This window comes from Bacillus arachidis, from assembly GCF_030285945.1.
Lineage (GTDB): Bacteria > Bacillota > Bacilli > Bacillales > Bacillaceae_G > Bacillus_A > Bacillus_A arachidis.
In genome coordinates this window covers 4,694,260-4,709,150 of sequence record NZ_CP127376.1, presented here as the reverse complement: position 1 = coordinate 4,709,150, position 14,891 = coordinate 4,694,260, and the positions used below count along the sequence as shown (strand labels likewise).

At 32.8% G+C, this 14,891-nt stretch carries 11 protein-coding genes; all 11 read left to right on the top strand.

Features of this window, described 5'->3' with window-relative positions; translation table 11 throughout:
• Positions 1-74 precede the first annotated feature (74 nt).
• The 11 genes from QRY57_RS25925 to QRY57_RS25875 all read left to right on the top strand — a co-directional run bounded on the left by QRY57_RS25925 (position 75) and on the right by QRY57_RS25875 (position 14,593).
• Positions 75-1,076 carry a rod shape-determining protein gene (locus QRY57_RS25925; protein ID WP_026591886.1) on the top strand — a complete coding sequence of 334 codons (1,002 nt, stop codon included), beginning with the start codon at positions 75-77 and terminating at the stop codon, positions 1,074-1,076.
• Positions 1,077-1,444: 368 nt separating this feature from the next.
• Positions 1,445-1,840 (top strand): glycerol-3-phosphate cytidylyltransferase, encoded by a 396-nt coding sequence (tagD, locus tag QRY57_RS25920; protein WP_286016481.1) that lies wholly within the window; start codon positions 1,445-1,447, stop codon positions 1,838-1,840.
• A gap of 6 nt (positions 1,841-1,846) precedes the next feature.
• Positions 1,847-3,016, top strand: coding sequence for a CDP-glycerol glycerophosphotransferase family protein (locus QRY57_RS25915; protein ID WP_286016480.1), 1,170 nt, complete (start codon positions 1,847-1,849; stop codon positions 3,014-3,016).
• A gap of 101 nt (positions 3,017-3,117) precedes the next feature.
• On the top strand, positions 3,118-6,600 hold the full coding sequence (locus QRY57_RS25910) for a bifunctional glycosyltransferase/CDP-glycerol:glycerophosphate glycerophosphotransferase (protein WP_286016479.1): 3,483 nt from the start codon (positions 3,118-3,120) through the stop codon (positions 6,598-6,600).
• 225 nt (positions 6,601-6,825) lie between these two features.
• Positions 6,826-7,833: an NAD(P)H-dependent glycerol-3-phosphate dehydrogenase gene (locus tag QRY57_RS25905; protein WP_286016478.1), complete on the top strand. Its 1,008-nt coding sequence runs from the start codon at positions 6,826-6,828 to the stop codon at positions 7,831-7,833.
• A gap of 46 nt (positions 7,834-7,879) precedes the next feature.
• Complete coding sequence (locus tag QRY57_RS25900; RefSeq protein ID WP_286016477.1) at positions 7,880-9,076, top strand: CDP-glycerol glycerophosphotransferase family protein; 1,197 nt, start codon at positions 7,880-7,882, stop codon at positions 9,074-9,076.
• 5 nt (positions 9,077-9,081) lie between these two features.
• Positions 9,082-9,885, top strand: a complete 804-nt coding sequence (locus QRY57_RS25895) for an ABC transporter permease (protein ID WP_286016476.1) — start codon at positions 9,082-9,084, stop codon at positions 9,883-9,885.
• Between the two features lie 14 nt (positions 9,886-9,899).
• The gene (tagH, locus tag QRY57_RS25890; RefSeq protein WP_286016475.1) at positions 9,900-11,573 is read left to right on the top strand and encodes a teichoic acids export ABC transporter ATP-binding subunit TagH; all 1,674 of its coding nucleotides are present in this window, start codon (positions 9,900-9,902) and stop codon (positions 11,571-11,573) included.
• A 98-nt stretch (positions 11,574-11,671) separates the two neighbouring features.
• On the top strand, positions 11,672-12,553 hold the full coding sequence (gene galU / locus QRY57_RS25885) for a UTP--glucose-1-phosphate uridylyltransferase GalU (protein ID WP_026591895.1): 882 nt from the start codon (positions 11,672-11,674) through the stop codon (positions 12,551-12,553).
• A 692-nt stretch (positions 12,554-13,245) separates the two neighbouring features.
• Positions 13,246-13,944, top strand: coding sequence for a YveK family protein (locus QRY57_RS25880; protein ID WP_286016474.1), 699 nt, complete (start codon positions 13,246-13,248; stop codon positions 13,942-13,944).
• Complete coding sequence (locus QRY57_RS25875; protein ID WP_286016473.1) at positions 13,934-14,593, top strand: CpsD/CapB family tyrosine-protein kinase; 660 nt, start codon at positions 13,934-13,936, stop codon at positions 14,591-14,593. Before QRY57_RS25880 ends, QRY57_RS25875 begins: the two co-directional genes overlap by 11 nt.
• Positions 14,594-14,891 lie beyond the last annotated feature (298 nt).

Sequence of the window (14,891 nt, the reverse complement as noted above, 5' to 3'; positions counted from 1 at the left end):
GATAAAATCTGAAATTAGGTGTAATAGAATTCGGGTACAACCTGATTTTGAATATCAAGGAGGAAGAAGCAGGAATGTTTGCGAGAGATATCGGAATTGACTTAGGCACGGCTAACGTATTAATTCATGTAAAGGGTAAAGGGATCGTTTTAAACGAACCGTCTGTTGTAGCGATTGATCGTAATACTGGAAAAGTATTAGCGGTAGGTGAAGATGCAAGAAGTATGGTAGGGCGTACACCTGGTAATATTATAGCGATTCGTCCGCTTAAAGATGGTGTAATTGCAGATTTCGAAATTACAGAAGCAATGTTAAAGTATTTCATTAACAAATTGGACGTGAAGAGCTTCTTTTCAAAACCTCGCATTTTAATTTGTTGTCCAACAAACATCACATCTGTAGAACAAAAAGCAATTCGTGAAGCTGCTGAACGTTCAGGTGGTAAAACAGTATTCCTAGAAGAAGAACCAAAAGTAGCTGCTGTTGGTGCTGGTATGGAAATCTTCCAGCCGAGCGGAAATATGGTTGTTGATATTGGCGGAGGTACAACAGATATCGCTGTACTTTCAATGGGTGATATTGTTACCTCCTCCTCTATCAAAATGGCTGGCGACAAGTTTGATATGGAAATCTTAAATTATATTAAACGTAAGTATAAGCTATTAATCGGGGAACGTACATCAGAAGATATTAAAATTAAAGTCGGTACAGTATTCCCAGGTGCACGTAGTGAAGAACTTGAAATTCGCGGACGTGACATGGTAACGGGCTTACCACGTACAATTACAGTATGTTCAGAAGAGATTACAGAAGCATTAAAAGAAAATGCAGCTGTCATTGTACAAGCTGCAAAAGGCGTATTGGAACGTACTCCGCCAGAACTATCTGCGGATATCATTGACCGCGGTGTTATCTTAACAGGTGGTGGCGCATTATTACACGGTATCGACATGCTTCTAGCAGAAGAATTAAAAGTACCAGTATTAATCGCTGAAAACCCAATGCACTGTGTTGCTGTTGGTACAGGTATCATGTTAGAGAATATTGATAAATTACCACGTCGTGCGTTGCGATAAGGCTGGAAAGTTTATAATTTAGAAAAGGTGCGAAGGGAATATTTTCTTCGCACTTTTTTTTTGTTATTTTTTAAAAAGCAAATGAACATTACAAAAAACGACAAGAAAGCGCATTCTTGTGTTTAATATGACAATAATCTTCATCTGGTTGTCATAGTTTGTAAATAAAAAATATGTTATAATCACCTTTGTGAATTTCGTGTGAACTCAATGTAAAAATTATGTAAAAATATCTTAGGATTACATAATTTTTACATTGGATGCGAGTTTCCCTCACGATTCACTTGTATAGGAAAAGCTCTAATTTAAATATATTTATAAACTAAAAAATTATGAAATGATAATGATAATTCGCAGGGGGCAGGATTATGAAAAAGGTAATTACCTACGGCACGTTTGATTTATTGCACTGGGGACACATTAATTTATTGAAGAGAGCGAAAGATTTAGGGGATTATTTAATCGTTGCAGTTTCTTCAGATGAGTTTAATAAATTAAAAAATAAAAAATCTTATCATAGCTATGAAAATCGTAAAATGATTCTAGAAGCGGTTCGCTATGTAGATGAAGTAATTCCTGAACATGATTGGGAACAAAAAGTAAAGGACGTTGTTAATCATGATGTAGATATTTTTGTTATGGGTGATGATTGGGAAGGGGAATTCGATTTTTTGGCGGCATACTGTGAGGTTATATATTTACCACGTACAGCTGGAATTTCTACTACAAAAATTAAAAAGGAACTAGTGCAAGTTGCTAGATAAACTTAGATGATCAGAGAACTTAGCGTAGAAATATATCTTATTTTATTTAAAATTTTACATAGTATGATGAAAATTTTTCCAATAAAAAGAAAAGTAACTTTCATTATGTCTTATGGAGAAAATCTCATTTTTATTTATGATGAAATGAAACGGCAAAAAATTGATTGTGAGGTAATTTTCTTATATAAGCCTACATGTAAATATGAAGTGGATAGCTATTCGAATGTGAAGTCTTTTAAATTTGAAACGCGAAATATCCTTCATACAATTAAATCAATCTATCACTTGTCTACTTCCCAATATGTTATCATTGATAATTATTTTGGATCATTAGCGAAAGTTAATTTTAAAAAGGGGGTGCAATGTATCCAAATTTGGCATGCAGCAGGTGCTATAAAAAAATTTGGATTGTTGGCACCTTCTTTTAATAAAAGAAGCTTACGAGCCCAAAAGCGATTTCTTGATGTTTATAGAAATTTCCATAAGATTGTTGTAGGTTCGGATGTTCTTGCTAGCATTTATAAGGATGCTTTTGCATTATCAGATGATAGGATATTAAAAACAGGTATTCCGAGAACCGATTTATTTTTTTATGAACAACGTAAGAGAGAAATTAAAGACAATATTCTATTAATAAATCCTACTTTAAAAAGTAAGAAGGTCATTTTATATGCTCCAACTTTTAGAGATAAAGAATTGGTAGATTTTGATTTGCATTTGGATATGGATGTTATGTATGAAGCATTAAAAAATGAGTATATCGTTTTAATTAAGCTTCATCCAGCGATAAGAAACAAATTGAATTATAAGGATAAATATAAAGGGTTTTTATATGATTATTCCATGTATCCCAATATAAATGATTTATTTTTAGTAACAGATATTTTGGTAACGGATTATTCATCCGTTCCTTTTGAGTTCTGCCTCTTAAATAAACCGATGGTATTTTTCCCTTATGATTTAAAGAAGTATGCAAAAAAAAGAGGCATTATTGGAGATTACACAAGTAATGTTCCAGGACCAATTGTGTACAATACGAGTGAATTAATCCAAGTTATTAAAAATGATTCATTTGATACAGAAGTTTTAACAAATTTTAAATTGAAATGGAATAAGTATTCTCAAGGTAATTCAAGTGAAAATTTAGTTAATTATTTATTTAGTCGTAAAATATAATTAAAAAATTTCTATTCGAAGGTTCATGTATTAAACCTTCTGATATTTATTCGATTGCAGAAGCTTTCGATATATCAATATTTATAGAGGGAGATAATTTAATGGGTTTACCTAAATTAAGTATAGTAGTACCTATTTACAATGTAGAGGGGTACTTAGAAGAGTGTCTTGATTCACTACTGGAGCAAGAGTATAGCAATTATGAAGTAATTATGGTTGACGATGGTTCGCAAGATAATAGCTCTGATATTATGTTTCAGTATGCTAGTAAGTACACAAATTTCCATGCATATAAAAAGCCTAATGGTGGCTTAGGGCAGGCTAGAAACGTTGGTTATGAATTTATTACGGGAGATTATGTGACATTTGTTGATTCAGACGATATAATTCCTAACGGCTCATATAAGGTTATGATGAACACAATTTTACAAACTGGTTCAGACTTTATTATAGGAAATGTTGTGAGGTTTAATTCTACAAAAGAATTTCCATCTGTATTACACAAAAAAGTATTTAGTGAAAATAAGCTAAAGACACATATCACGGAATCGCCAGAATTACTTTATGATACAACAGCATGGAATAAAATCTATAAAGTTAGTTTCTGGGAAGAACATAAATTCCAATTTCCAGAAGGAATGCTATATGAGGATATTCCAGTAACGATTCCAGCTCACTTTAAAGCAAAAAGTGTGGATGTGTTAACAAGTATTGTCTATAAGTGGAGAGCACGGGATGCTGGTGATCAATCTATTACGCAGCAAAGAACAGATATCAATAATTTGACGGATCGATTGAAAGCTTTAGGAATGGTAGATCAACATTTTAGTGAAAATCATATTAGTGGGTTAGTAAAAGAAGAAAAAGATTTTAAATATCTTAGTATTGACTTACTAGTATACCTTAACCAACTTGATAAAGCTGATGACGAGTATATAGATACATACTTTAAAAATGTATCGGAGTATTTGGAAAATGTGGATATGCCCGTGTTTAAAAAGTTAAAAGTTATTGATCGCTTAAAGTATCAGCTAGTGAAAAATAATGAGAAACAGGAATTATTGCAGTTGCTAGAGTTTCAAAAAACCGAACTTAAGAATTCTAAACCTATTAAAACGGGCAATGTTTACGTTGCTGATTATCCCTATATTGAAAAGTTACCAATGGAATTAAGGGTATTAGAGGAAGAATTTGAAGCAATTAAAAAAGTAGAAAGCGTAAGCTGGAATGGCAATTGTTTGGAAATTAGAGGATATGCTTATATTAAAAATTTAAATGTGAAAAGCAAATCTGATGCTGAAATTAATGTTTTCGTAAGTGATGAGCAAGGTTCAATTAAAATTCCAGTGGAAGATGTAACAATCTATAAAAGAACAGATATTACGGCTAAAAGAGGCGTCGCTACAAGTTCAAAAATTCCTCTAAAAAGAGCATTCAACTACAACTGGTCAGGATTTGAAATTAAAATTAATTTTGCTGACATTTTAAAATCCTATGAGTTAACAGGTGATAAATATTATATTTTTTACTCTATTAAAAATGATGGGATTGAGAGAACGATTAGATTAGGACAGCCAGCTGCTGGTTTGAAAACAAAGCCTAAGTACAGGGTTTTTTCTGAGAATATTATTTATCCAAAGTATAATGCTGCATGGGATATTCGCTTAGAAGTGAATCAAACAAAATCGACAGTAAAGAATATATATAGAGATAAGAAGCATTTAATATTTGAAGGAAATACTTCATCCTCATTTGAAAACTCAAAGTTCTTACTCATTAACTATGAGCTAAGAAAGTCTATTATAAAACCGTTACAGAAAGCAGATAATACGAATGAGTTTAAGGCAATTATAGAGGTTTCTAAGTTAAATAAGGTAAAAGATCGTGGGGAATGGTTTGGACATATCGTTGAAAATGGAAAGAAAAATGACTTAACTCTTATGCCAAACCAATTCAATGAAGTTAGTAGTATTGGTATAAATGAAATAGAAATTGATCATAGCCCAGCGGGGAACTTACTAGTTAGAGTGGATAAATTTTCTCCTAAAGTAGAATCATTAAAAATTGTTGATAATAGAGCGAAATTGAGTATTAAAGTTGCGAACAATTTTTATCTCGATATCGACAGAAAGAGCATTGAACATACTTTAATGATTGAAAAAATAAATGGACACGAACAGATAGATATAAAAATGAGTAAGTCTGAAATCAATAAGGGACATACGCTTTTATATTTTGAGTTTCCATTATATAAAGACAAGGTATCTATGTTTGACAGTGGGCTTTGGCAGTTAAAGTTAAAGACGACTGGACAAAAGAATTTAGAAAATAGAATAGAATTCAAAAAAGAAAATATGGATAGTATTCGAACGATTTTTCAAGATTATAAGTATGTAATTTACCGTTCAAAAAAGAATAATCTTTTAAGATTAAAAGTGGAACCTGAGTGGAAGTGGATTGAAAGGGGACCAAGAAGACAAGAGGTAATTAGGAAAGTACTATATCCTTTAATGAGATTATTACCATTGAAAAAGAAAACTGTAGTATTTGAATCTTATTGGGGAAAAAACTTCGAATGTAATCCAAGAGCGGTATATGAGTATATTGATGAATATAAAAAAGACTACAAAACAGTATGGTTTTTAAGAGATCATCATACAAATATCCCAGGAAATGCAGAAACAGTTAGAATTAATTCGTTAAAGTACTATTATTATTTAGCAACAGCTAGATATTTTGTAAATAATGTAAACTTCCCTGATTTTTATGAAAAACGTAAAAATGTAACTGAAATTCAGACGATGCACGGAACACCATTAAAAACTTTAGGTCTAGATGCACCAGAGGAAGTTGTTGGTGATGTTCAGAAGGAGAAGTTTTTAAGAAGATGTCATCGTTGGGATTATTTATCGGTTCCGAGTGACTATGTTTCTGAGATTGCCAAGAGTGCATACGATTTTAATAATGAATTCTTAAAAGTTGGCTATCCACGAAATGATAAGTTATTTAGAGATAATAATAAAGAGAGTATTAACAAGATTAAAGAAAAAATGGGTATACCTTTAGATAAAAAAGTGATTGTTTATGTTCCTACATGGAGAACAAAAGGTAAATTTAGAATGCCTATAAACTTGGATCAATTAAAACAACATCTTGGTGATGAATATATCTTCATTGTTAAGTTACATCATTTTTCGAAAAAAGGATTCTCATTAAGTGGGTACGAAGATTTTGCTTACGACTATAGTCATTATGGTGATATTCGGGACATGTATTTAATCGCTGATATTTTGATAACTGATTATTCATCAGTTATGTTTGATTACTCATTATTAAATAAACCAATGCTGTTTTACACGTATGATTATGATAACTATAAAAATAAATTACGAGGTATGTATGTTGACTTTGAGGAAGAGGCGCCAGGGCCACTTATCGAAGACACAGAGACACTCGTAAAAGAAATCCAAGATATTGCTATATTCCCAGAAAAGTATCAAGAGAGGATCATGCGTTTTAAAGAGAAGTACAATCAATTTGATGATGGAAGAGCATCTGAAAAAATTGTTAACGAATTGTTTTAAGATTAATTTCAAAGTGGAACATAAGGAATCTATGATAACAACCCCTATCATCTGTTGTAATTTTCCATGTTTAGTTTGTAAAGAGTAAGAGTACTGTTAGAATTGGTGTATTTATTATATTTTAAGTAAAAGAATTCAAAGAAGCTAAGTGAATTATGTTTATATCACTTAGCTTCTTACATAAATAGTGAAGTTGTTAATATTAAGGCGGTAAGGGGGATTATTTTGAAACAGATCACAGTTATCGGTGCAGGAAGCTGGGGAACGGCGTTATCTATGGTTCTTGCTGATAATGGACATGAGGTAAGGATTTGGGGAAATAAAGCGGAACAAATCCGTGAAATTAATGAGAAGCATACGAATGAAACATATTTACCTGGAATTCAACTTTCCAAAACAATCAAAGGATATGTGTCTTTAGAGGAAGCGATGGTTGGGATAGATAAGGTATTATTAGTTGTTCCAACGAAGGCAATTCGTAGTGTAATGCAACAACTCAAGGAAGTTGTGGAACAACCGATAACAATTATCCATGCGAGTAAAGGAATTGAGCCAGGATCATTTAAACGCATCTCAGAAATGATTGAAGAAGAGATGCCGAAGGAGCTAATAGAAAGTGTTGTCGTTCTTTCAGGGCCAAGCCATGCAGAAGAGGTTAGTCTTCGGCATCCTACTACTGTAACCGCTGCATCTTATCATCTACAGGCTGCGGAGACAACACAGAAATTATTTATGAATACAAATTTCCGAGTTTACACAAATCGAGATGTACTCGGTGTGGAATTAGGTGGAGCACTTAAAAATATTATTGCTCTTGGTGCAGGCATTTCGGATGGTCTTGGCTACGGAGATAATGCGAAGGCAGCTCTAATATCTCGAGGATTAACTGAAATTACACGTTTAGGTTGTGAGATGGGGGCAAATCCACTTACTTTTGCAGGTTTAACGGGTGTTGGCGATTTAATCGTGACCTGTACAAGTATTCATAGCCGAAATTGGCGAGCTGGAAATCTACTTGGAAAAGGGCATAATTTAGAAGAAGTATTAGAGAGTATGGGTATGGTAGTAGAAGGCGTTCGTACAGCTGAAGCAGCATATCACTTAGCTGAAAAGCTAAATGTTGAAATGCCAATTACAAAAGCGATATATAATGTTTTGTTTAATAGGAAAAATGCAAAAGAAGAAGTAGATGCATTAATGGGAAGAACGGGAAAAGGTGAAGTTTCGCATTAATGTATTATAAGTATGAAGCGACTGAATTAGAAGGTGTGTAAATAACATGAGCTTTATAAGAAGAGTAAAAAATCACCGTATTGTAAAGAAACTATGTAAGGCAGTATTTCTATTCTGTAGTTGTTTGCCTCCCAAAAAGAAATTAATTTTATTTGAAAGTTATTCTGGAAAACAATATAGCTGTAATCCACGGGCTATATATGAATATATGCTACAAAATAATATGGATTTTGAAATGATATGGAGTGTAAATAAGAATCATACGGTGCAATTTGATAAAGGAAATATCCCATATGTAAAAAGATTTTCAATTCGTTGGTTTATTTTATTAGCACGAGCGCGGTATTGGGTAACAAATAGTAGAATGCCACTTTGGCTTCCTAAACCAAAGCATACAATTTATATACAAACTTGGCATGGTACGCCACTTAAGAAATTAGCAGGTGATATGAAAGAAGTTCATATGCCAGGTACAACAACTGAAAAGTACAAAAACAACTTTCATCTTGAAGCGCAAAATTGGGATTATTTACTTTCTCCTAATGCATATTCGACTGAAATATTTAAGAGGGCTTTTCAATTTCAAAAGAATGTTGTTGAAGCAGGATATCCTCGTAACGATTGTTTATATGTAAATAATAATTCTAAGACAATTGATGCGTTAAAGAAAAAGAATGGATTACCTGCAGACAAAAACATTATTTTATATGCACCAACTTGGCGAGATGATCAATTCTATAGTAAAGGCAGATATAAACTAGATTTACAACTAGATCTAAATCTCTTACAAAAAAAATTAGGTTCGGATTATATCATTTTGTTACGCATGCATTATTTAGTTGCAGAACAGTTTGATTTAGAACCTTATAAAGGGTTTGTGTATGATTTCTCACAGCATGTCGATATAAATGAGTTGTATTTACTATCTGACTTGCTTATTACAGATTACTCTTCAGTCTTTTTTGATTATGCGAATCTGAAACGACCAATCATTTTTTACACGTATGATATTGACTCGTATCGTGATAAATTAAGAGGTTTCTATTTTGACTTAGAGACAGAAGCTCCTGGGCCAGTTGTGATGAATACGGAAGAAGTGCTCGAGGAAATATTAAGATTCAAAACTCTAGGTTTGGGTGAATTTGCAGGGAAATATCAGACCTTCTATAATAAGTATTGTTATTTAGAAGATGGATTTGCTTCTAAGCGAGTGGTAGAGAAAATATTCTTCGGAGAGGCATAGTAAAGATGAACTCAATGATTATGGTATTAAAAGAACAGATAAATAGCCTGTATTTAATTAAGCGTTTATCTATTTATCAAGTAAAAAGTACAAATAATAATAATTATTTAGGACTTATGTGGGAAGTTTTGAACCCTTTAATACAGATGAGTATTTATTGGTTTGTATTTGGCTTTGGAATTCGAGGCGGTCAAGGTGTAAATGGGGTACCATTTGTTTATTGGTTATCTGCAGGGCTTGTTGTATGGTTTTTTATAAATCCAACAATGCTACAAGCTTCTAAGTCTATTTATACAAGATTAAATATGGTTTCAAAGATGAATTTTCCAATGAGCGTTATTCCAAGCTTTGTAATTATATCTAATTTGTACCAGCATTTGATACTTATAGGGATTGTGACGCTACTATTTTTAGTAACGGGTCAAGGTATTTCAATTCATTATATTCAGCTTGTTTATTATATGTTTGCTACCCTTATGTTAATATTTTCACTTTCTTTAATTACATCAACGTTAGCAACAATTGTGAGAGACGTCCAAATGATTGTTCAATCCATTATGCGAATGTTGCTATACTTAACACCTATATTGTGGACACCTGAAAAACTACCATCTGTTCTTCAAAAGATTATGCAGATAAACCCGTTTTGCTATATTGTGGATGGATATCGTGCTTCTTTACTAGGAACAAGCTGGTTTTATGAAGAGCTAAATTATACATTATATTTTTGGGGTTTTGTCCTTGTTACGTTGTTAATTGGTGCAACGCTACATGTGAAATTTAGAAAGCACTTTGCAGATTATTTATGATGAGGGTTGTGAAAATGAACGAATCAGTGAGGTTTCATAATGTAACAAAAAAATATAAAATGCATAGCAAAAACTCTGATAAATTAAAGGATATTCTGTATCCTGGAGGATTTGGTGAAGATTTTTATGCATTAAGAAACTTAGAATTTAAGGCTCAACAAGGTGATGTTATTGGTATTGTTGGGGTAAATGGTTCTGGAAAATCAACAATGTCTAATTTACTTGCTGGAGTTACCCCACCAACATCTGGAGAAATTGATGTTAAGGGAAAAGTTGCACTCATTGCAATTGCGGCAGGACTTAATAATCAATTGTCAGGTAGAGAAAACATTGAGCTCAAATGCTTAATGATGGGACTAAGCAAAGCACGAATTGAAAAGATAACACCTGAAATTATTGATTTTGCTGATATCGGTAAGTTTATTGATATGCCAGTAAAAAAATATTCTAGCGGGATGAAATCACGTTTAGGGTTTGCAATTTCAGTTAGTATTAATCCTGATGTTCTTGTCATTGATGAAGCTTTATCAGTAGGTGATCAGACATTTGCTGATAAGTGTTTACAACGTATGAATGAATTTAAAGAACAAGGGAAAACAATATTTTTTGTTAGTCATTCTTTAGGACAAGTAAAGAAATTTTGTACAAAGGCTCTATGGCTTGAATACGGTGAAATTAGAGACTATGGTCCTATCGAGGAAGTAATGCCGAAGTATGAAAGTTTCTTAAAAGAATATAAGGCAATGAGTAAGGAAGAACAGCAAAAGTTTAAAAAAGAGGCAATGGAGAAGCAGGCAGGAAAAGGATTAGAAAAAGTAAATGCTGCTCCGGAAGATGACCCAAAAGAAATCACGGATTCTGTATCTCTACTACGTGGAAAACATTCGCATCATAAGAAGAAACGAATAAATCGTAAGTATATTACAAGTTTAATTGGTTTTATATTGCTTATCACTGTGGGTGGACTAACATATTGGCAAAAGGATAATATCTTTCATTCTTTACAAGCGAAAGAACTGGCGGAAAAAACAACCCGTAAAGAAATGCCTGTAAAAAAAGAGGGAAATCCATTAGCTGATTTAGATGTTCGATATGTAAAGTCTGCAAAAGCTCGTGTGAGAAGTACGCCAGCGCTAGACGGACAGGCAATTGCTACTATGACATTTGGAACATCGTTTGTGGTAAAGGATCAGAAAAAAGATGAAGAATCTGGAGTCAATTGGTTAAAGCTTGTTTATGACAATGGTGGAGAAGGCTGGGTTAGTGAAGAGATAGTAGGCTCGATACCATTTGACCATGCTTTACCTTATGAGGGTGTTATGAATAAATTAAAGCAATTAGATGGGACTCCTCAAGATCTAGAACAATCTCTTACTTTTTTGGGTAAGAGTAGAGAGGTTGTAACTGGTGTGTTAGGTATTCCTCAGGATCAACAAACATTGCCAGAAGGGACATTAACGCAATATAAAAATGTTGATATTTTATATAATAATCAATCAATTGTGAAGCAGATCAACCTTAAGAATGCAACCATATTGACATCTAAACTAATAGAACAATTAGGTGATGCACAATTAAAAGATGAGGATAACTCATTATTAATATATCGATCTAATAAGTTTGATTTTAAGTTTACTTCTAATGGTCCAACGATTGATCAAATAATGATTTCAGACGTTTTAAAATAAGATAAATGTATTCATTTTGTTATAAAGATATAGTTGGTGTTTTATTTATTAATCATTAAATAAATATAAAGTTTTATATATTACTAGGAGGATTACCATTGAAAAAAATAAGAAAAGCTATTATTCCAGCTGCAGGATTAGGAACTCGATTCTTACCAGTAACGAAAGCAATGCCGAAAGAAATGTTACCGATTGTTGATAAACCAACAATTCAATATATTGTGGAAGAGGCAATTGAGTCTGGCATTGAAGATATCATTATTGTAACGGGAAAAGGAAAACGTGCAATTGAAGACCATTTCGACCATTCTTTTGAGTTAGAACAAAACTTACTTTCAAAAGGAAAATATGAAATTCTTGAAAAAGTACAAGAGTCTTCAAAAATCAATATTCATTATATCCGCCAAAAAGAGCCGAAAGGTCTAGGGCATGCTGTTTGGTGTGCTCGTAAATTTATTGGAAATGAGCCGTTTGCGGTACTACTTGGTGATGATATTGTTCAAGCGGATACGCCGTGTTTACGCCAATTAATGAATCAATATGAGAATACACAATCATCAGTAATTGGTGTTCAAGCTGTTCCAGAGAATGAAACACATCGCTATGGTATTATTGATCCGTTAGAGCAAAAGGATAGAAGTTATCAAGTGAGTAAGTTTGTTGAAAAACCTGCTAAAGGAACAGCGCCATCTAATTTAGCAATTATGGGACGTTATGTGTTAACACCAGAAATCTTTACGTTCTTAGAAGATCAACAAACAGGAGCTGGTGGAGAAATTCAATTAACAGATGCGATTCAACGTTTAAATGAAATTCAACGTGTATTCGCATATGATTTTGAAGGAAAACGCTATGATGTTGGAGAAAAGCTTGGTTTCATTCAAACAACTATTGAAATGGCGCTACAACATGAAGAGCTAAAGAAAGAGCTATTAGATCATATGAAGAAGTTAGTAGAAAACGAAAAGGTTTGTAACTAATTTTTAATTGGGTAATATGCATATGACTATATGATCTTTACTTCCTTGAAACAATTATTTATGAGATTGTGTGTGAATTTATATGAAGATAATTGAATGTAATATTCTAGGAAGAGAGTGAAGTGGACGTATAAATTTATATTGACGAGGGTATTATCAAGAACTAAAATGAATAATACATGAGTATATTATGATTAACAAAACAAAACGTTTGTTTTTATTAATTAAATCTATACTTGAAAAGTTCAATTTTCTTATCTTGCATTAAATTACATTGAATATATATAAATATTAATTTAAATATACGTGTTAACGCTGGGATAAATATGTACAATTTTGATTCATTTTCCCTGACTATGAAAAGTAAATATACATAGGTATATTGTTAAAACCTTATAGAGTAAGGATTTGTTTAAAAGACTGTGCAATGTTCTATGTGGATGATACTAACACTAATTCCTTCGTATTGTGACATGAAATAATGTAACAATACGAAGGAATTTTTGAGGAGTTATTCATGCTTTAGGGTCAGTCCTTGTAATAAAAATTAGAAGTGATTTTGTACATTTTTAAATAATTGAAAATATGTATATTTGGATGGTGATTTGTAAATATATTCAAATGTAAAATAAATGATGTTGTTCAATATATATTTAACTTCATTTTTAATTAAATAATAGTGGAGGGGAAGTATGGAGAAGGAAATAAATTTAAAAAGTTTGTTTAATGTTATAAAAAGAAGATTTTGGATTATCGCAGTAATCACACTATTGGCCGGATTCGTTGGTGGGATATACAGTTTTTTTATGAAAACGCCTTTATATTCGTCTTCCGCAAGGATCCTTATTCCGGCAAATGCTGAAACAATGGGTACACTTAAAGTGATGATTAAAGAACCTGTTGTTTTAGAAAAAGTAGTTCAGCAACTAAATTTAAAAAAATCAGCAGGCGCATTAAGCGGGCAGATAAATGTTGGAAAGGTAGAAGAATCGCAGGTTATCACTATAACAGCTGTAGATACTAATCCAGTACAGGCTGCTCAAATTGCTAATGCTACAGCAAATGTTTATAAAGAAGAAGTAAAATCTGTTATGAATTTTGGAGGTGTTCGTGTCTTAACAGAAGCGAACGAAAAAGGAAATCCTTCACCAATAAATTTAAATCATGCAGGTACGATAGAGCTGGCCATGGCTGTCGCATTTATATTGAGTATAGGGATCGTTTTCTTATTAGATTCCCTTGATGAAACAATTAAATCCGAACGTGATATTGAGAAGTTACTACCGATCCCTATTTTAGGAAGTGTTTCCCAAATGAAAAAAAATAACATAGTAGATCAAAACAGTAAGAAAGAAAGTGTAATGGTAGGAGGAAAAACATTTGATTCTTAATAAAAAACAAAGTCGTCCTCTTGATAATAGTAATTTGATTGCGCATACAGCTCCGAATTCGAAGGTTGCTGAGGAATATCGAACAATTCGTACTAATCTTCAGTTTGTATCTGAAGCAGATAAAAAAAGAACTATAATAATTACTTCCCCTGGATATGGGGAAGGGAAAACCATTACTGTGGCAAATTTGGCGGTTTCTATGGCCCAGCAGGATGAAAAGGTCTTAGTCATTGATGCGGATTTAAGAACCTCAGAATTACATAAAATTTTTGGAATAGAAAATAGATCGGGATTAACAAATGTTCTAGAGGGGAAAGCAACGCTAGAGAAGGCGGTAATTCAGACGAAAATCAAAAATGTGCATGTTTTAACAAGTGGTTCTGAAGTTAATAATCCGGCTGAGCTGCTTAGCTTACCATCCATGCAAGATTTAATTAACAAAGTAATCGAACAATATAACGTTATTTTATTTGATTCTTCACCTCTTCTGGAAGTAACAGACACGAGTATACTAGCTAGTCAGTGTGATGGTGTATTGTTGGTATTAAATTGCAATAAAACTGCTAGTGAAGCAGTAGTTGAAGCAGAAAGAGTGTTAGGTTTAAGCAACAGTAGGTTTCTAGGAGCTATTTTGAATAAAAAGGTATAAGAGATTTATTCAAATCAGTTATGCGGGAGATGCTCGTACAGTACTTTTTAGTCCATGGGGTAAGGAGGAAGGACATTCTTCGGTAGAGAATGAAAGGTCACCTATAAAAAAAGTATAGGGTACGGTGATGTCTCCTTACCGCTATCAATGGAGGCACTCGATTATGCTGTGGGTTAAAAGACCTTAGACGTTAGTCGTCAAGAGCGTGATGTGAGGGAGGGTTAAATGCCCGTATTTATTTGAAGTTTCTGTCTAGAAAGTCTTTTTGAAGGATCTTGTAGACAGGAACTTTGTATTA

Excerpts from the sequence above, each read along its gene's own strand:
- QRY57_RS25925 (WP_026591886.1), top strand. The coding sequence starts at position 75 with ATGTTTGCGAGAGATATCGGAATTGACTTAGGCACGGCTAACGTATTA.
- tagD (WP_286016481.1), top strand. The coding sequence starts at position 1,445 with ATGAAAAAGGTAATTACCTACGGCACGTTTGATTTATTGCACTGGGGA.
- QRY57_RS25915 (WP_286016480.1), top strand. The coding sequence starts at position 1,847 with ATGATCAGAGAACTTAGCGTAGAAATATATCTTATTTTATTTAAAATT.
- QRY57_RS25910 (WP_286016479.1), top strand. The coding sequence starts at position 3,118 with ATGGGTTTACCTAAATTAAGTATAGTAGTACCTATTTACAATGTAGAG.
- QRY57_RS25900 (WP_286016477.1), top strand. The coding sequence starts at position 7,880 with ATGAGCTTTATAAGAAGAGTAAAAAATCACCGTATTGTAAAGAAACTA.
- QRY57_RS25895 (WP_286016476.1), top strand. The coding sequence starts at position 9,082 with ATGAACTCAATGATTATGGTATTAAAAGAACAGATAAATAGCCTGTAT.
- tagH (WP_286016475.1), top strand. The coding sequence starts at position 9,900 with ATGAACGAATCAGTGAGGTTTCATAATGTAACAAAAAAATATAAAATG.
- QRY57_RS25880 (WP_286016474.1), top strand. The coding sequence starts at position 13,246 with ATGGAGAAGGAAATAAATTTAAAAAGTTTGTTTAATGTTATAAAAAGA.